General features: G+C 56.2%; 16 protein-coding genes. 12 read left to right on the forward strand and 4 right to left on the reverse strand.

The window, feature by feature from the left end:
* Positions 1-123: 123 nt before the first annotated feature.
* Both bktB and JAO79_RS13680 read right to left on the reverse strand, forming a co-directional pair.
* Entirely contained in the window at positions 124-1,311 is a 1,188-nt protein-coding gene (gene bktB / locus JAO79_RS13675; RefSeq protein WP_227664661.1) for a beta-ketothiolase BktB, read from the reverse strand.
* 33 nt (positions 1,312-1,344) lie between these two features.
* Positions 1,345-2,487: an acyl-CoA dehydrogenase family protein gene (locus JAO79_RS13680; protein ID WP_199007813.1), complete on the reverse strand. Its 1,143-nt coding sequence runs from the start codon at positions 2,485-2,487 to the stop codon at positions 1,345-1,347.
* A gap of 122 nt (positions 2,488-2,609) precedes the next feature.
* On the opposite strand from JAO79_RS13680, the gene JAO79_RS13685 reads away from it, so the two are divergent.
* From JAO79_RS13685 to JAO79_RS13730, 10 genes are all read left to right on the forward strand, one after another.
* Complete coding sequence (locus tag JAO79_RS13685) at positions 2,610-3,617, forward strand: AraC family transcriptional regulator (RefSeq protein ID WP_199007814.1); 1,008 nt, start codon at positions 2,610-2,612, stop codon at positions 3,615-3,617.
* A 112-nt stretch (positions 3,618-3,729) separates the two neighbouring features.
* A complete protein-coding gene (locus JAO79_RS13690) occupies positions 3,730-5,325 on the forward strand; it encodes a fatty acyl-CoA synthetase (protein WP_199007815.1) in 1,596 nt (531 codons plus the stop codon).
* A 169-nt stretch (positions 5,326-5,494) separates the two neighbouring features.
* On the forward strand, positions 5,495-5,947 hold the full coding sequence (locus JAO79_RS13695) for a MerR family transcriptional regulator (protein ID WP_199007816.1): 453 nt from the start codon (positions 5,495-5,497) through the stop codon (positions 5,945-5,947).
* 36 nt (positions 5,948-5,983) lie between these two features.
* A complete protein-coding gene (locus JAO79_RS13700; RefSeq protein ID WP_199007817.1) occupies positions 5,984-7,150 on the forward strand; it encodes an isovaleryl-CoA dehydrogenase in 1,167 nt (388 codons plus the stop codon).
* Between the two features lie 168 nt (positions 7,151-7,318).
* Positions 7,319-8,926, forward strand: coding sequence for a carboxyl transferase domain-containing protein (locus tag JAO79_RS13705; RefSeq protein WP_199007818.1), 1,608 nt, complete (start codon positions 7,319-7,321; stop codon positions 8,924-8,926).
* A gap of 12 nt (positions 8,927-8,938) precedes the next feature.
* Positions 8,939-9,745, forward strand: coding sequence for an enoyl-CoA hydratase/isomerase family protein (locus tag JAO79_RS13710; RefSeq protein WP_199007819.1), 807 nt, complete (start codon positions 8,939-8,941; stop codon positions 9,743-9,745).
* Positions 9,745-11,733: an acetyl/propionyl/methylcrotonyl-CoA carboxylase subunit alpha gene (locus JAO79_RS13715; protein ID WP_199007820.1), complete on the forward strand. Its 1,989-nt coding sequence runs from the start codon at positions 9,745-9,747 to the stop codon at positions 11,731-11,733. The genes JAO79_RS13710 and JAO79_RS13715 overlap by 1 nt, the downstream gene beginning before the upstream one ends.
* The gene (locus JAO79_RS13720; protein ID WP_199007821.1) at positions 11,733-12,641 is read left to right on the forward strand and encodes a hydroxymethylglutaryl-CoA lyase; all 909 of its coding nucleotides are present in this window, start codon (positions 11,733-11,735) and stop codon (positions 12,639-12,641) included. The genes JAO79_RS13715 and JAO79_RS13720 overlap by 1 nt, the downstream gene beginning before the upstream one ends.
* A complete protein-coding gene (locus JAO79_RS13725; RefSeq protein WP_199007823.1) occupies positions 12,638-13,216 on the forward strand; it encodes a peroxidase-related enzyme in 579 nt (192 codons plus the stop codon). The genes JAO79_RS13720 and JAO79_RS13725 overlap by 4 nt, the downstream gene beginning before the upstream one ends.
* 57 nt (positions 13,217-13,273) lie before the next feature.
* Positions 13,274-14,956, forward strand: a complete 1,683-nt coding sequence (locus tag JAO79_RS13730; RefSeq protein WP_227664662.1) for an AMP-binding protein — start codon at positions 13,274-13,276, stop codon at positions 14,954-14,956.
* 57 nt (positions 14,957-15,013) lie between these two features.
* On the opposite strand, the gene JAO79_RS13735 is transcribed toward JAO79_RS13730, so the two are convergent.
* Positions 15,014-15,922, reverse strand: coding sequence for a bestrophin family protein (locus JAO79_RS13735; RefSeq protein ID WP_199007825.1), 909 nt, complete (start codon positions 15,920-15,922; stop codon positions 15,014-15,016).
* 163 nt (positions 15,923-16,085) lie between these two features.
* On the opposite strand from JAO79_RS13735, the gene JAO79_RS13740 reads away from it, so the two are divergent.
* Positions 16,086-16,799, forward strand: coding sequence for an SGNH/GDSL hydrolase family protein (locus JAO79_RS13740; protein ID WP_199007826.1), 714 nt, complete (start codon positions 16,086-16,088; stop codon positions 16,797-16,799).
* 107 nt (positions 16,800-16,906) lie between these two features.
* On the forward strand, positions 16,907-18,214 hold the full coding sequence (locus JAO79_RS13745) for a short-chain fatty acid transporter (protein ID WP_199007827.1): 1,308 nt from the start codon (positions 16,907-16,909) through the stop codon (positions 18,212-18,214).
* Positions 18,215-18,335: 121 nt separating this feature from the next.
* Here the strand turns inward: JAO79_RS13745 and JAO79_RS13750 are convergent, their stop codons facing one another.
* Positions 18,336-19,070: a substrate-binding periplasmic protein gene (locus tag JAO79_RS13750; protein ID WP_227664642.1), complete on the reverse strand. Its 735-nt coding sequence runs from the start codon at positions 19,068-19,070 to the stop codon at positions 18,336-18,338.
* Positions 19,071-19,101 lie beyond the last annotated feature (31 nt).

The following is a 19,101-nucleotide window of genomic DNA, read 5'->3' on the forward strand; positions in this document are numbered from 1 at the left end:
CCACTTTCCCGTTTATTAGTCTCGTTGCGTTCAGTGCCCTGTCGCACTGAGCGCGCGCCTTTCTCTGAAGTTTACGTTAACGTAAACATTAACCCGAATTCGATACCGGAAACAACTCCGGCTTTAGTCCAACCGTTCAACAACCAACGCAATCCCTTGCCCGCCACCAATGCACATGGTGATCAGACCAAAGCGGCCACCGGTTCGCTCCAACTCAGACAACGCTTTGATAATCAGAATAGAACCCGTTGCTCCCACCGGGTGCCCCAAGGCAACCGCGCCGCCGTTCGGGTTCACTTTATCTTCAGGTAGCCCCAGTTCCCGACTAACTGCCATTGCTTGTGCAGCGAACGCTTCATTGGATTCGATTACATCCAGATCCTCTACAGACAGGCCGGTTTGCTTCAGCACCTGACGAACGGCCGGTATAGGACCTACTCCCATAATCTCAGGATCAACACCAGCGAAGGCATAACCCACCAAACGCGCCCGCGCTTTCAATCCCTGCTTTTCAGCTTCGGCCGCACTGGTCAGCACCATTGCCGCAGCCCCATCGTTGATCCCAGAGGCGTTGCCGGCTGTTACCATGCCGTCTTTGCTAAACGCCGGTTTAAGTGCCGACAAGCTCTCTGCCGTAGTACCGGCGCGAACGTGCTCATCTTGCTTAAACACTACTTCCTTGCGGCCTTGCCGGACCGTGACAGGCACGATCTGATCTTCGAAATAACCTTGCTCAATGGCATTAGCGGCACGCCGGTGACTTTCTGCCGAAAAGGTATCCAAAGCCTCCCGAGTCAGGCCGTGATTAACCGCAATGCGCTCGGCGGTCATCCCCATATGTCCACTGCCAAACGGGTCACTGAGAATACCAAGCGTCAGGTCAACAGCCCGACCATCACCCATCCGGAAGCCCTTACGCGCATTCGGCAGAATGTACGCCCCCTGGCTCATCGACTCGGCGCCTCCGGCCAAAGCCATACGGCTATCTCCCATCACGATCAATTGCGCGGCACTGATGACCGACTGAACCGCAGAGCCGCACAATCGGTTAACGTTGAGTGCCGCCGAGCTCTTTGGCATACCCACGTTCAAAGCAATATGGCGAGCCAGGTACGCATCTTGCGGACCCGTCGTGATGATGTGGCCAAATACCGAGTGGTCGATATCTTCCGCGGCCACACCAGCACGTCTAATAGCTTCGCGCGCCGCAACTGTACCCAACTCAACCGGAGCCAATGCGCTGAGGCTGCCCCCGAAGCTACCGATCGCGGTGCGGGCACCGTCAAGGATGACTACGTCTGTCAGTTTCATCATGTGTTACTCCTAGTCGTATTTTCGGAATCGTTATTTGCCCAGCATGGAACGGGCAATGACCTCTTTCATAATTTCCGAGGTACCGGCATAAATCGTCTGAACACGGGCATCCACAAAGAAGCGCGAAATCGGATATTCCCGCGTGTAACCATACCCCCCGAACAATTGCAGGCATTCGTGGGCAATATCACACTGCATTTCAGTCAGCATCAATTTCAGAACCGCGGCATCGGTCGCATTCATGCTGCCTTGGTGGTATTTAGCAACACACTGGTTCAGGTAAGCTCGGGCCATATCAATACGAGCACGAGCCTCTGCCAGTTTGAAGCGGGTATTCTGGAAATCAGCAATGCGCTGGCCAAAAGCTTGCCGCTGTTGCACGTAATCGAGTGTCAACGCCAGCGCACCCTCGGAGGCACCAATAGCCTGAGCTCCAACGCCCAAACGTTCCCGGGGCAACTCCTGCATCAGATAAACAAAGCCTTTATCTTCTTCACCCAACAAAGCGTCTTCGGGCACGACCAGATCCGAGAAAAACAACTCAGCAGTATCGCTGGCGTGCTGGCCAATTTTTTTGATGCCCTTGCCACGGGAAAAGCCTGGTAAACGAGTATCCACCAGAAAAAGCGAGACACCTTTCGCGCCAGCTTGAGGGTTTGTTTTCGCGCACACTATCACCAGATCAGCCTGCAAACCGTTAGTTATAAACACCTTGGCCCCGTTAATTTTCCAGCCCTCTGCAGTGCGCTCAGCGGTGGTTCGCATTGCAGCCAGGTCGCTGCCCGCACCCGGCTCGGTCATGGCAATCGCACCCAGCACCTCACCCGAACTCATCCGCGGTAACCAAGCCTGATTCTGCATTTCAGAACCTAAATGCAGGATATAAGGCATCACGATATTGGCGTGAATGTTATAGCCCGAAGCCAATCCACCGAACCCCATACGTGCCGTTTCTTCGATGGCTAGCTGGCTGATTTCGAAACTCGCCCCCGCGCCGCCGTACTTCTCGGGCAAATCAATACCCAGCATGCCAGCCTCGCCCAACGTATTCCAAAGGGCTCGAGGGAGCTCACCGGCTTCTTCCCACTGCTCGTAAAAAGGTGCCACTTCCTGCTCCAGAGCCCGAACAATCATCGTCTGGAAAAGTTCGATCTCAGCCTGCTCTTTTGGCATGTGCGTTCTCGCCATTTATTCAATGAGTTAAAAGAGGTCATCATTTAACTCCGTATCGCGAAGGGCTAGAATGATCCTACTTGCCGAAAAAATTGACCTGTTAGGCACTAACACGGAACCCAATGGCCAAACCCCACATTGCAAATCACTACCTGCAAGCCACGATACGAGGGGCTCAGCGTCAAGGCCATGATGCCTGCTCGCTGCTGACTCAGGCTGACATTCCCCATGACTGGCTGGGCCACCCGGAGCAACTGATCACTGAGCAGCAACTGACGCACCTGATCAAATCGGTCTGGCGCGCTACTCGGGATGAGTTTTTGGGAATGTCATCGGAACGCTGTAATAACGGCACCTTTGCGCTTATGTGCGAGTACTGCATAAGCTCTGCCACACTGGGTGCAGTTCTTCGAAAAAGCGCCCATTTTTACCGGATTGTCTGCAACAACCTGGACATTGCCATGGAGGCCCACGACAAACAGGTATTTTTTCGCCTGCATCTCAAAGATGCCCGGAACGATACCGACCACCTACTTCAGGAATTTCTCATCCTGATGTGGGAGCGAATGTCGTGCTGGCTCGTTGACCAACAAATCCCCTTTGCCCACACACAATTCAACTACCCGGCTCCCGACCATGAGGCCGAATACCAAGCCATGTATCCGGGAGAGTTAAAATTCAATCAAGGCGTATGCGGATTCCAGTTGCATGAGAAATTCCTTCACCTCCCGGTTGTACGCAACGAACAAGAACTCCGGGAATTCCTGCAGGCTGCTCCCGCCTATATCTTGCACCGCCCCAGCCAGGACGAAAGCCTGCGTTTGCGGATTCAGGCACTGCTTGCGCGATACGACTACGCGGACATGCCGGGTCTAACGACCCTTGGGGAACTCCTACACATGACCCCCCGAAACATTGGTCGCAAACTGCAGGATGAAGGCACCTCGCTTCGAAAAATCAAGGAGGCTCAGCGCAGGGAACACGCCGTACGCCTGATGACCATCGAAAACCTGAGCATTGCCGAGGTCAGCGAACAACTTGGGTTCTCAGAAACCGCAGCCTTCTCCAGAGCCTTCAAACGCTGGACTGGTTTCTCTCCCACCCGATGGCAAAGCACCCGCAACCACTAGCCCTTTGTCCGATCAGGTCAACTTTTTCGACCAACACGGTCATTCCCTCACGGCCCCGGTCTTTGCCTTAATGGCAGGCAAACTGACAAACAACAAGCATAAGAGACAGAGTATGGTTAATTCCGTGAACACCATGACTGCGGACAAACAGAGCCACGTCCATCGCGCGTTACGCAACACCATTGGCGATGCCATAGCCCGCTCAGCAGCATGCCATCGAAACAAAATTGCCCTGGCTTTCTCAGATCGACAGTGGACCTACAGCGACATTGAAGCCGCCAGCAACCGCATTGCCCATCAGCTGTTGGCGATGGGCCTAAACCAAGGCGACCGAGTAGCCGCCTACGGAAAAAATTCCGACGCATACGTACTGCTGTGGCTGGCGTGCAGCAAGGCGGGGCTGATTCACGTACCGGTAAACTACGCATTGGTCGAACACGAACTGGTATACGTGCTGAACCAATCCAGCGCTCGCGCACTTTTTTATGACACCGACTTGCATGCTCAGGTGACCGCCGTGAGCTCTGACGTTCGCATAGACTATCTAGGCACCCTTCACAACGCAGACGGCCATCATGACATCCTCACCATGGCTCGCTCCGACGCCAGTGCTCAGCCACCGGAAATCGAACTGGCCGATACCGACGTCGTACAGATTTTATATACCTCCGGCACCACGTCAGATCCAAAAGGCGCCATGCACACTCACCGCTCTTTGCTGACCGAATACAGCGCAACTCAATACCATCTGGACATTCGCTCCGACGACCGCTGCCTGGCAGCTCTGCCGCTGTACCATTCGGCACAAATGCACGTATTCATGATGCCAATGCTGCTGACTGGAGGTTACACACGACTAATTAGCACACCAACGCCTGACGCCATTCTGAGCATGCTAACCGACGAGCAACTGAACGCATCCTTTGCACCACCGACGGTATGGATTGCTCTGCTACAGAGCCCGACTTTTGATGCCAGCAGGCTCCAACACCTGAACAAGATTTACTACGGCGCGTCGATCATGCCGGAACAAGTCGTCCGCGATCTTGCTGAACAACTACCCGAAGCAGGGCTCTATAATTGCTACGGCCAAAGTGAAATCGCGCCACTCGCGACCGTTCTTCTACCCCATGAGCACGCTGAGCGCCCCACTTCTGCTGGCCGCCCCCTGCAAACCGTGCTGACCCGAATTGTTGACCCGGTCACCGGACAAGACTGTCAGATTGGTGAGCAAGGTGAGATTGTCCACCGGTCGCCACAATTGATGGTGGGCTACTGGGACAAACCCGAAGCCACAGAAGAAGCGTTTAGAAACGGGTGGTTCCACTCCGGAGACCTCGGCTACCAAGACGACGCTGGCTATATCTACATCATCGATCGAATCAAAGATGTCGTTAACACCGGCGGCGTATTGGTGGCCAGTCGAGATGTTGAGGAAGCGCTGTACCAACACCCCTCAGTTGCCGAAGTCGCCGTCATTGGCGTTCCCGACGAGAAATGGATCGAAGCGATCTGCGCCATCACCGTGATACGAGACGGCCACCCTCACGATGCCGATGCTCTACTGGCGCACGCCAAAGCTCAACTGGCAGGGTTCAAAGTGCCAAAACACATACACTTTGTGAACGAATTACCGAAAAACAGTGCCGGCAAACTGCTCAAACGCACATTGAGAGAGCAGTTTGTGAATTCAACTAACGAAGCTTGAACATCCCCGGCACCCGGTATCGGGTGCCCCTCCCCCCGTATCGCCTGCAAAACACGTACAATCCTCCGCCGATCAATGGCATACGCCTCAAATCAAGTTTTAATTCAAGAACGCCTTTACGTTTACGTAAACTTCAACTAACCTAAGAAAAAATCGTATGAGAATAATCATGAGCGACAAACGAACTTTCAGCATCAGCGAGCTCTCCCAAGAGTTCGACATCACCACCCGAAGCATCCGCTTCTATGAAGACCAAGGCCTGCTGAAGCCTTCGCGGCGCGGCCAGACCCGAATCTTCAGTACCAAAGACAGGGTCCGGTTAAAGCTGATCCTGCGCGGCAAACGCATGGGATTTTCTCTGGGCCAGACCAAAGAGCTGTTTGACCTTTGGGATGAAACCCTGACCGGTAACGAGAAGCAACTGCTGAAAATGCTGGAAATTCTGGCCGACCGGCGAGCGCATCTAGAGCAACAAAAAGCCGACCTCGCTATGGCCGAGATGGAAATGGATAACGCCGAAGCAAGATGCAGAGAGGCGCTTGCCGACGTACAGAAAAAGAAAGAAGCCCATAGTCCGGGCACACAACAACATGAGGAGACTGCCGCCGAAGGTGGCAGATAACCGAAACCCAATATCAAAACAAAAAGGTAGCCGACCATGAAGTCACAATACTCAGAGCTGAATTTCGGCCTTGGCGAAACCCTCGACATGCTACGCGAGCAGATTAACAGCTTCGCCGCGTCTGAAATTGCACCCCGGGCCGAGGAAATCGACCGCAACAACGAATTCCCCATGGATCTGTGGCGGAAAATGGGCGACATGGGCTTGCTGGGTATTACCGTCAAAGAAGAATACGGCGGCTCCGACATGGGCTACCTGGCGCACGTAATTGCCATGGAAGAAATTAGCCGCGCGTCCGCCTCTGTCGGCCTCTCCTACGGTGCCCACTCCAACCTGTGTGTGAACCAGATTCACCGCAACGGCACCGAAGAACAAAAACAGAAATACCTACCGAAGCTCGTCAGCGGTGAGCACGTTGGTGCCCTGGCCATGTCCGAGCCCAACGCCGGCTCCGACGTCATCTCCATGAAGCTCCACGCCCGGGACGAAGGCGACCACTACGTCCTCAACGGCAACAAAATGTGGATCACCAACGGCCCGGACGCCAACACCTACGTCATCTACGCCAAAACCGATCCCAAGGGCGGCTCCAAAGGCGTCACCGCCTTTATCGTAGAACGCGACTACCCGGGCTTCAGCCGCCACCAGAAACTCGACAAACTCGGCATGCGCGGCTCCAACACCTGCGAACTGGTGTTCGAAGACTGCAAAGTTCCGAAAGAAAACGTACTTGGCGGTGTCGGTAACGGCGCTAAAGTCCTGATGAGCGGCCTGGACTACGAGCGCCTCGTCCTGTCCGGTGGCCCGCTGGGCATCATGCAAGCAGCCATGGACGTAACCGTGCCCTACATCCGCGAGCGCAAACAGTTCGGCCAGGCCATCGGCGAGTTCGAACTGGTACAAGGCAAAGTTGCCGACATGTACACCTGGATGAACAGCGCAAAATCCTACGTCTACATGGTCGCCATGTCCGCCGACCGCGGTGAAACCACCCGCAAAGACGCCGCCGGCGCCATCCTCTACTCCGCTGAAATGGCCACCAAACTGGCGCTGGATAGCATCCAGTTGTTAGGCGGCAACGGCTACATCAACGAATACCCCACCGGCCGACTGCTGCGCGATGCCAAGCTGTACGAAATCGGTGCGGGTACGTCTGAAATCCGCCGGATGCTCATCGGCAGAGAGCTGTTTCTGAATAAGTAAAACGAAAAGACTCCAGCTCCCAATGTATGACAAGGGGCTGGAGGGGTGTCGTTCCGAAAATGTCGTAGGCCATGGATGGCCGGAGAGAAGCGCACACGGACGTGCTTGTAGCGGTTTTCGGAACGACACCCCTCCAGTCCCGCGCCCCAAAGCGAGGGACCACGACAAATGACAATTCTCCAAAACAAAATAAATCCAAGATCGGACGAATTCCTGGCCAATCAAGAGGCTATGCAACAAGCTGTCGCCGACCTCCGGAATAAAGTCGATAGAATTCACCAGGGCGGCGGGCCGGATTACCAAAAACGCCACACCGACCGAGGCAAACTCCTGCCCCGCGAGCGCATCAACCGCCTGTTGGACGACGGCTCGCCATTCCTGGAAATCGGCCAGTTCGCCGCCTACAACGTCTACGACGAAGAAGTCCCCGCAGCAGGCGTGGTTGCCGGCGTCGGCCGTGTATCCGGCACCGAATGCATGATCATCGCCAACGACGCCACCGTCAAAGGCGGCAGCTACTACCCGCTAACCGTCAAAAAACACCTGCGGGCACAAGAAATCGCCATGGAAAACCGCCTGCCCTGCATCTACCTGGTAGATTCCGGCGGCGCCAACCTGCCAAGGCAAGACGAAGTCTTCCCTGACCGCGACCACTTCGGCCGCATCTTCTACAACCAAGCCAGAATGTCCGCCGACGACATTCCCCAGATCGCAGTTGTCATGGGCCTGTGCACCGCAGGCGGCGCTTACGTGCCCGCCATGGCCGACGAATCCATCATCGTACGCAACCAAGGCACCATCTTTCTGGCCGGCCCACCACTGGTGAAAGCTGCCACCGGTGAAGTTGTCAGCGCCGAAGACCTCGGCGGAGCCGACGTCCACTGCAAAATCTCAGGAGTTGCCGACCACTACGCAGAAAACGACGCGCACGCACTGGAAATCGCCCGCCGCTGTGTGGCCAACCTGAACCGCCGCAAGCCGGTCCCGGTTGAAGTGCAAAAACCCAAAGCACCGCTCTACGACCAAAACGAAATTTACGGCATCGTCGGCACCGATTTGCGCAAACAGTTTGACGTACGAGACGTGATCTCGCGCATCGTCGATGGCTCCGAATTCGACGAATTCAAACGCTATTACGGCTCCACCCTGGTCACCGGCTTTGCCCACATCCACGGTTACCCGGTCGGCATCATCGCCAACAACGGCATCCTGTTCAGCGAATCCGCCCAGAAAGGCGCGCACTTCGTCGAACTCTGCTGCCAGCGCAACATCCCGTTGCTGTTCCTGCAAAACATCACCGGCTTCATGGTCGGGCAGAAACACGAAGCCGAAGGCATCGCCAAACACGGGGCCAAAATGGTGATGGCCGTGGCCTGTGCCAACGTACCTAAAATTACCGTCCTGATTGGCGGCAGTTACGGTGCCGGCAACTATGGCATGTGTGGCCGAGCCTACAGCCCGGATTTCCTGTGGATGTGGCCCAACGCCCGTATCTCCGTAATGGGTGGTGAACAGGCTGCCGGCGTGCTGGCTCAGGTACGCCGTGAAGGCCTGGAGCGCAAAGGCCAAAGCTGGAGCGCCGAAGAAGAGGCTGAATTCAAAAAGCCGATCACCGAAACCTACGAACACCAAGGCCACCCTTACTACGCCAGCGCACGGCTCTGGGACGACGGCGTCATCGACCCGGCCCAGACTCGCGAAGTGGTCGCATTAAGCCTGTCTGCCACCCTCAACCGACCCGCCAAGCCCACGCGCTTTGGCGTGTTCCGCATGTAAAGGAGCGCCGACATGTCACACCAACACTCAGCGGTTCTGATGCACCAGCGGGATAACGGTATCTCCGAGATCGTGCTCAACCGACCCGACAAACGCAACGCGTTCGACGATGCCATCATTCAACAGCTTATTCAGGCATTCGAATACGTCGATCGTGACCCGGAAACCCAGATTGTCATTCTGCGCTCGGAAGGCAAACACTTCTCTGCGGGGGCAGATCTCGGCTGGATGCGGCGCATGGCCGACAACACTCGCCAGGAAAACCTGGACGACTCCCGTGAGCTGGCCCGGTTGATGAACATCCTCAATCACCTCTCCAAGCCGGTGATCGGACTGGTTCAAGGCGCAGCCTTCGGCGGTGCGGTAGGCCTCGCAGCCTGTTGCGACATTGTGCTGGCAACCGAATCCGCCAGCTTCTGCCTGAGCGAAGTCAAACTCGGCCTTATCCCCGCCGCCATCAGCCCATACGTAGTGCGGGCGATTGGCGAGCGACAGGCAAGGCGGTATTTCCTGTCGGCCGAAGTATTCAGCGCGAGCGAAGCGCAGCAGTTCGGGCTGGTACACATTGTTTGCGACGACGAACAAGCCTTGCAGGCCCGCTGTACTGAACTACTGAAACACATGGCCAATAACGGCCCGCAGGCCATGAAAGCCGCCAAGGATCTGGTCTTTGCCGTTAGCCACAAGCCCATTACCGCAGAACTGATCGACGACACCGCACAGCGCATCGCCGATATCCGCGTGGGTGAAGAAGGTCAGGAAGGGCTCAGCGCCTTCCTGAACAAACGAAAGGCCAGTTGGATTCCGGAGACACAATAATGTTTAACAAGATCCTGATTGCCAACCGGGGCGAAATCGCCTGCCGGATTATCCAAACCGCCCACCGCATGGGCATCCGATGTGTGGCCGTCTATTCCGAAGCGGATGCCGATGCACGGCACGTTGCCATGGCAGACGAAGCTTTTCTGATCGGCCCCGCCGCCAGTTCCGAAAGTTACCTGAAAGCCGACAAAATCATTGAGGTCGCCAAAGAAAGCGGCGCTCAAGCCGTACATCCCGGCTATGGCTTCCTGTCTGAGAACACCGATTTCGCGGAAGCCTGCGAAGCCAACGGCATTGTTTTCATAGGCCCACCGTCTTCCGCCATTGCGGCCATGGGCTCCAAGTCAGCTGCCAAAGCCATTATGGAAGAAGCGGGCGTGCCGCTGGTGCCGGGTTATCACGGCAGCGACCAAACCCCGGACCTGCTGAGAGAAGAAGCCGAGAAGTGCGGCTTCCCGTTGCTGCTGAAAGCCGTCGCGGGTGGTGGCGGTAAAGGCATGCGAGTGGTCGAAAACATGGGCGAGTTTGACGACGCGCTGGCCGCCGCCCAGCGGGAGGCGAAAAACGCCTTCGGCAACCCGGACATGCTGATCGAGCGTTACCTGACTCAGCCCCGGCATGTCGAGATCCAAGTGTTCTGCGACCAGCACGGGAACGGCATTTATCTGGCAGAGCGCGACTGCTCAGTACAGCGCCGACACCAGAAAGTACTGGAAGAAGCCCCGGCCCCCGGGCTGAGCGAAGACACCCGCAAAGCCATGGGCGATGCCGCCGTTCGGGCCGCGCAAGCGATCAACTATGTGGGCGCGGGTACCGTTGAATTTCTGTACGACGTAGACGGTTCGTTCTTCTTTATGGAAATGAACACCCGCCTGCAGGTGGAGCACCCGGTCACGGAAATGGTCACCGGCCAGGACTTGGTGGAGTGGCAGTTGAAAGTGGCTTGGGGCGACCCGCTGCCCTTGGTTCAGGAACAGGTTAAAACCCGCGGGCACGCCATCGAGGCTCGTATCTATGCCGAAGATCCGGATCAGGACTTCCTGCCTGCCACCGGCACCCTCCGTTATCTGAGCACGCCGGACGAATCCGCCCACGTGCGGGTGGATACCGGCGTGACCGAGGGCGACGAAATCAGCATCCATTACGACCCGATGATCGCCAAGCTCATCGTTTGGGACGAAACCCGGGATCAGGCGGTCAACCGTATGGTGCAGGCCCTGGAGCATTACCGCATCGCCGGCCTGAAAACTAATATCCGGTTTTTGCATGCCTCCGTGGACAGCCAGCCCTTCCGTCAGGCTGACCTGACCACCAACTTTATTGCCACACACGAGTCGCTCCTGTTCCCGAAACCCAAGCTGGATCTGGACAAGGCGCTGGTGCTGGCCGCCGGCTTCATTCTGGAACACCGGAAATCCGTCGAACCGGTCACTGCCGATCCCTGGTCGCCGTTTGGCCGGAAGAACAGCTGGCGCATGAATTCGGAATTCGCTCAGCCACTGTCCTTGCAGGTGGGTGACGACATCCATGAGCTGAAGATTCTGGAGCGGGACGACCGTTATCAGGTACTCGTCGATGACAGCGTGTACCACTTGAACGCCCGTCTGGATGAAGACTACCTGCAAGCCGTGCTCAACGGCCACCGGTTGAGCGTGCACGGCAACCTGCACAACAACGAGCTGGTTCTGTTTTACGAAGGCGACACCTTCAAGTGCACCGTTTATCAAGAGTCTTACGGCCTTGAAGACGTGGCTGGCGAAGGCAGTCTGGCCGCCCCCATGAACGGCGCCATTGTGGCCGTACAAGCGAAAGTGGGCGACAAGGTAAGTGCGGGGCAAAGCCTGGTGATCATGGAAGCCATGAAGATGGAGCACGCCATCAAAGCACCGGCCGACGGTGTCGTCAGCGAAATTTTCTACGCCGAGGGCGATCAGGTAGCCGAAGGCGCAGAACTGATTGCCATAGACACCGGGGAGGCGGAGTAATGGCCTTTCCGAAACAGGTGCGGCTTGTGGAAATGAGCCCCCGGGACGGTCTGCAAAACGAACCCGGCGAGGTGATTGCCACGGCCATCAAAACCGGGCTGATTGACCGACTGGCAGATTGCGGCCTGAGCCACATTGAAGCCGCCAGCTTTGTGTCACCCAAATGGGTGCCGCAAATGGCGGATGCCGCCGAGGTTATGGCTGGCATCACTCGTAAGAGCGGCGTTCGGTACTCCGCCCTCACCCCGAACCTGAAAGGATTCGAAGGCGCGCGGGCAGCCAACGCCGATGAAGTGGCGGTGTTCGGTGCGGCTTCTGAGTCGTTCACCCAAAAAAACATCAATTGCAGCATTGCCGAAAGTCTGGAGCGCTTCGCCCCTGTTGTTGAAGAAGCCCGCAAACACGGCATCCCGGTTCGCGGCTACGTATCCACGGTTATGGGCTGCCCCTACGAAGGCGACATCGCTCCGGAAAAGGTCGCCACCGTGGCCAAGGCACTGTACGACATGGGCTGCCATGAGATTTCGCTGGGCGACACCATCGGTGTCGGAACACCACTAAAAGCCAAGCGCATGCTGGAAGCTGTCGCCGCCGTCGTTCCAATCAATAAGCTGGCTGCCCACTTCCACGACACCTACGGACAGGCTCTGGCCAATCTTTACGCCGTTCTCGAAGAAGGCGTCGGTGTGATCGACGCTTCGGTTGCAGGACTGGGTGGCTGCCCCTACGCCAGAGGTGCATCTGGCAACGTCGCCACCGAAGACGTGCTATATCTTCTGAACGGATTGGGCATAGACACCGGCGTCGATCTGAACAAACTGGTCGCTACCGGCGACTGGATCAGCCAACAACTGAACCGCCCTAACGGCTCGAAAGTCGGACAGGCATTAGGAGGACACTGCCAATGAATAACAATAACAATGTGGTTGCTCTGGACCTGCCGATCCCCGAGATCAGCGATCTGCCCGAAGATACCCGAAAGTACTTTGAAATCTGCCAGGAAAAGCTGGGCATGGTTCCTAACGTACTGACCGCCTACAGCCAGAACCTGCCTCAACTGGAAGGCTTTACCCGTCTGTACAACGAATTGATGCTGGGCGAAGGCGAACTCACCAAACTGGAACGGGAAATGGTTGCGGTCGTGGTTTCATCCGAGAACAAGTGTTTTTACTGCTTGGTCGCCCACGGCGCCGCTGTGCGTGTTCTCAGCGGTGACCCGATGCTGGGCGAACACTTGGTGATGAATTATCGCAGCGCCAAGCTGGACCCGCGTCAGCGTGCGATGCTCGATTTCGCATCCCACCTCACCCGATCGCCAGCCACAGTCGCCGAGCAGGAAATTCAGGCACTGCGAGATGCCGGTTTCAGCGATCGTGCCATTTGGGATCTGAGCAATCTGGTGGGTTTCTACAACATGTCTAACCGGGTTGCGATCGCCAGCGATATGCAACCGAACCCTGAATATCACAGCCAGAGCCGCTAGCAATCACACAATTTGCCAGCCCTCGACTACAAAAAAAATGGAGGCAGTGAGATGAGCATGACTCTCCCAAGTTACACCAGCGGCGTTGCCGATAAGCCCCTTTTGGGCATGACCATCGGCGACATGCTGGACCGAACCGCCCAACAGTTTCCAGACAACGAAGCCTTGGTGTGCCTGCATCAGGACATTCGCTGGAACTACCGGGAATTTGTCGAGAAAGTGAACGAAGCCGCCCGCGCGTTTCTCGCGATTGGCGTAGAAAAAGGCGATCGGGTTGGTATCTGGTCCCCCAACCGTTACGAGTGGACTGTCACCCAATTCGCCACCGCCAAAGTGGGCGCCATTCTGGTCAACATCAACCCCTCGTACGGTGTGCATGAATTAAAGTACGCCTTGAATCTGGCGGGCATTAGCGTGCTGGTGACTGCGGACAGTTTCAAAGCGTCTAACTATCGCGAGATGCTCTACCAATTGGCACCAGAGCTGAAACAAAGCGAACCCGGCAAACTGAATGCCAAAGATGCCCCAGACCTGCGCGCCGTGATTAACGTTCACGAAGACAAACACGACGGCATGTGGACCTGGCAGGAGTTTCTCGGCTTTGCGGGCCAGGCATCGGCAGCAGACCTGGAAAAGCGCCAGAACCAACTTCAGTTCGATGACCCCATCAACATCCAGTTCACCTCCGGCACCACCGGCAATCCCAAAGGTGCCACCCTCACCCACCACAACATTCTGAACAACGGCTACTTCGTGGGTGAAAGCCAGCGCCTGACCGAGAAAGACCGCTTGGTTATCCCGGTACCTCTGTATCACTGCTTCGGCATGGTGATGGGCAACCTTGGCTGCATCACCCACGGCACTGCCATGATTTACCCGGGTGAAGGTTTTGACCCCAAAGCCGTCCTGCAGGCGGTGCATCAGGAAAAGGCCACCGCGCTTTACGGCGTGCCCACCATGTTCATCGCCGAGCTGGCCGAGCCGGATTTCGACAGCTACGACCTGTCCACGCTGCGCACCGGCATTATGGCCGGGTCCATCTGTCCGGCCGAGGTGATGAAGAAGGTCAACGGCAAGATGAACATGAAAGAAGTTCAGATTGCCTACGGCATGACAGAAACCAGCCCGGTGTCCACCCAGACCAGCTCCCTCGACCCGTTCGAAAAGCAGGTCACGACGGTAGGCCGTACTCAGCCTCACCTGGAAACCAAAATCGTTGATCCGGGCAACGGTCATGTCGTACCGCGGGGCGAAATCGGTGAACTGTGCACCCGCGGCTACAGCGTGATGCTGAAGTACTGGAACAACGAAGAGAAAACCCGCGAGGCCATCGACGAAAACGGCTGGATGCACACCGGCGATTTGGCCACCATGGACGATGAAGGCTACGTTCAGATTGTTGGCCGTATCAAAGACATGGTGATCCGGGGCGGCGAAAACATCTACCCGAAAGAAATCGAAGAGTTCTTCTACACCCACCCAGCCATCGAGGAAGTACAGGTTACCGGCATCCCCGATGACAAGTACGGTGAAGAGCTGATTGCCTGGGTGAAGTTCCGGCCCGATGCCGAGCCGGTCAGTGCCGACGACCTGCAGGCGTTCTGCAAGGGCAAAATTGCGCACTTCAAGATTCCACGCAACTACAAGTTTGTGGATGAATTCCCGATGACGGTCACCGGGAAAATCCAGAAATTCAAAATGCGGGAAGTGTCGATCGAAGAGTTGGGGCTGAAAAAATAATCGGCTTACAACCTGGGTGAAACCAAAGGCCTCCGGAAAGTTCGGGGGCCTTTTTTCTTATTGCAGCTGAAACCCGACCGGCTGCAGCGGCTTGGGTGCCGGTTCACCCAGCGCTTCGGCAATGCTGATTTCATGTATCCGGCAAATGGCATCCAATGGCAAGTCGTTCGCCTGGCGGCCAAACGGAAACTCCAGCTGCTCTGACAACCGGTCCAAACCAAAAAAGGTGTACGCCACAATGGCGGTGAACACCGGCGTGAACCAGCCAGCAACTCCCACCAAACCAAACGGCAGCATATAGCAATACACATAGGCCGTGCGGTGTGCCAACAAGGTGTAGGCGAACGGCAGCGGTGTATGAGCAATCCGCTCGGAAGCCGCCTGAATACCGGCTAATTCATGCAGGTGGCGGTCGATGGCTGCAGCGCCGATCGAATCCAATTCTCCCGCGTGCAGCGCTTCCGCCACAACCTCTCCCGCCTTTTGCAGCATGAATGCGGCAGGATTCTGCGTACGCAATGCCGCGTCTACTAATTCCTTAGACAATGACGAAGGCAACTCCAAACGAACGTCTTCACCTCGCAATTGGCCTCGCAGCAAATGGGTATGCGCCAGGCTTCGCATCAGCAGCTCCCGGCGCCGCTGCGGGTTCAGGTAAATACCGCCGGTTCTTGCCAGACTGCGAATTTCGTAAACCATATGCCCCCAATGCTTACGGGCTTCCCACCAGCGATCGTAGGTCGCGGTATTGCGCACACTCAGAAAAATGGACAGCGCAATGCCCATGATGGTGAACGGCAACAGGCTGTAGTCCACAATGCCATCCAGATAATGATGGCGAGATACCCAGGTAACCCCGGCGGCAAACAGCCCCGTCAGCAGAATGTGAGGCAGGATATGAGGCACCACAGAGCCTTTCCACGCCAGCATTAATCGGAGGGCGCCCGGGCGATTACGTACAATCATTCAGCAAGTCTCCAATACGGGCCGAGGCCCTATCGATAAGGGCAGAATTACACCACATCGCCGACGACAGCAGCAAAGGCTTTCACAAGTATGGGCACCGACTATCCTCTCATGGCAGGCTTCGCGCTATGATGAAAGCTCCCATGATTGAGAAGGACACCACATGCACGCTCCGTTCTGGCTGACCACCGCCTTACTGTCGCCCGTATTGCTGTATCAGGGTAAACGAGCCCGGCGAACCACGCCCAGATTGCCGGAAGCAAGTGGAGCAAAGAGCGGCCAGTATGGCGACGGGACTCCCGAGTTTCGCTTGCTGGTGATTGGTGAATCAACGGCAGCCGGAGTTGGGGTTGCCACCCACAATGACGGCCTTGCCAGTCAGCTGGCGCTTCGGCTTCATAAGCGCACAGGCAAGACGATTGGATGGCAGACCTTCGGCGTGAACGGCATACGCCTTGGCAATTTGCTGCAAGCGCTGGCCGCGGAAAATCTGCCGCCGGCGGATTCAATCTTGCTGAGCATGGGCGTAAACGATACCACCGGCTTTACCACCCGGGCCCAATTTCGCCAACATCTGAAAACGTTGCGCCATGCCGTCTCGGCTCTATCTCAGGCGCCGATAACTCTGCTCAGTGTGCCGCCCATGGAAAAATTCACCGCGCTGCCCTCCCCTTTACGTCACGTTATGGGTTGGAGAGCGCGACAGCTGGATCGCATTTATCAAAAACTGGCCGCACAAGCTCCCAACGACTTTCGCTATCTGAATTACCCGACGGTCGAAGATCCAACCCTGTTAGCCAGCGATGGCTATCACCCAAGCCAACGCGGTTATCAGTTCATTGCTGAAGCACTGGCGGAGCAAGACTGGGGGCTTTGACCCCCGCTTTTAAAACCGGCGCATACGACATTGGCCTTTGGTCGACAATACGTTCTCCAGATTGCTTGCTACCATAGCAAAGTAAAAAAATAACAAAGGAGAACAGTATGTTAGAGCGCGCATCCAAACCCATGGTAAGTCTGGTAGAGAAGTACCTTCCAGACCCTTACCTGTTCGTGATTATCCTCACCCTGCTCACGTTCATTTCCGCCATCGTCTTCGAGGGCCATGGCCCCATGGCAGTGGTTGAAATGTGGGGCAATAGCTTCTGGAACCTGCTGACGTTTTCCATGCAGATGCTGCTGGTGCTGGTTACCGGCTTCATGATGGCCAGTACGCCTCTGGTTCGCGGGATACTGAACCGCATTGCCAGCCTGGCGAAAACCCCCGGGCAAGCCATCGTTCTGGTGACCTTCATTGCCTTGGTGGCAAGCTGGATCAACTGGGGCTTTGGCCTTGTGGTGGGTGCACTGTTTGCGAAAGCGCTGGCTCGCCAGATCCGGGTTCACTACCCTCTGCTGGTGGCCAGTGCATATTCCGGCTTCATCGTATGGCACGGTGGCCTGGCTGGCTCGATCCCGCTGACCATCGCCACAGACGGCCATTTCAGCGCAAGTGCCATCGGCATCATCGATACCAGCGAAACCATCTTCGCGTTCTTCAACCTGGCCATCGTTGTTGCGCTGTTTATCGTGGTACCACTGGTGAATCGCCTGATGCTGCCGGCAGAGAGCGACAGCATTTATGTGGACCCCAAACTGCTGGATGACGAGCCCGACACTGCAGTGGTCATCAACCGCCCCGCCGACCATCTGGAGAACAGCCGGATACTGGCGTGGTTGATCGGCTTCAGCGGCCTGGCCTTCATCTTTCAGTATTTTCTGGATAATGGCGGCCTGAACCTGAACATTGTGAACTTCATGTTCCTGTTCATTGCGATCATCCTGCACCAGACACCAAAACGCTTGCTGGCAAGCCTGAATGAAGGTGTTAAAGGCGGAGCCGGTATTGTTATCCAGTTCCCCTTCTATGCCGGCATCATGGGTGTAATGACAGCATCCGGCCTGGCGGCCAGCATTTCTGCAGGATTTGTATCCTTCGCATCGGCCGAGAGCCTGCCGTTCTGGAGCTTTATCAGTGCAGGGCTGGTGAACATCTTCGTACCATCCGGCGGCGGCCAGTGGGCCGTACAAGCGCCGGTGATGCTGCCGGTTGCTCAGGAACTCGGCGTGGAGATTCCCAGAGTCGCTATGGCAGTAGCCTGGGGCGATGCCTGGACCAACCTGCTGCAACCCTTCTGGGCACTGCCGGTTCTGGCCATTGCCGGGCTAAAAGCCAAAGACATCATGGGCTACTGCCTGATGCTGTTGATCATTACCGGGGTCATCATCAGTGCCGGTCTGACCTGGCTCTGACAGGCCTTGCGCATACAAAAACCGGGAGCCGTGGCTCCCGGTTTTTGTTTTCCAGCTACAGACAATGACCGCGAGTCTGTCCAAATACGCCCGCAACCAATTAGCCCTGGCAGGCTGTTGATCATCTGTGTGAATTGTCCGATTGAACAGAAATCCGCCGGTCCGGCGGTGGCAGCGTGGGCAACATGGCCTCAACGTCGATCTTGTGGGATTCGAAGAAAGCTTCAGCAGCGTCAATCAGAGCTTCTTCGGTTTTCAGGATACCCAGATAGACTGGCCATTCTGCATCGACCAAATCCGTGGTGTAGGTTGTCGCGTCGAAATTTCCCTGCAGCGCCAGAAACCGGAACTCCATTTCATTCATCACAACGTAATCACAACGTTTGAGCAGAAACATGCGGAGCATATGCTGGACATTGTTTGCATTAAGGCGCACCAGGTCGGTACCAATCCTTCGGTCTAGTTGGTCACTGTAGACAAACCATTTCCGCAGACAAATGCGCCCCTGAAGATCATCGAATGAATTTGGCTGCAGGCCGGGTTGCGCGTACACACGGTCACGCCAGGTTAACACTGGCCCAACGGCGTGCATTCGTTCGGGCGCTGGCATCCATCGTGGGTTAGCGAAAACAGCATTGGCAAGCCCTTGCTCCAAGGCCCAGGCTTGGCGTTTACGGGCCATCACACGAAATTCGGCCGGAATGCCCGTCTCTGAGGCAAATTCGTTCATCGCCTCAACAAAAATGCCTTTGTTTAGATCTTTACCATAGTAATACGGCAGAAAACCATCGTCTGCGCCCATAATCCGTAGCGATTGGGACGCTGCTGAAAGGGTCCACAAAGCTAACATGATCATCAAGCCTATTCTCATTGCCCCCCCGTCAATG

It is taken from the genome of Marinobacter litoralis, from assembly GCF_016427555.1.
GTDB classification, from domain to species: Bacteria; Pseudomonadota; Gammaproteobacteria; order Pseudomonadales; family Oleiphilaceae; genus Marinobacter; species Marinobacter litoralis_A.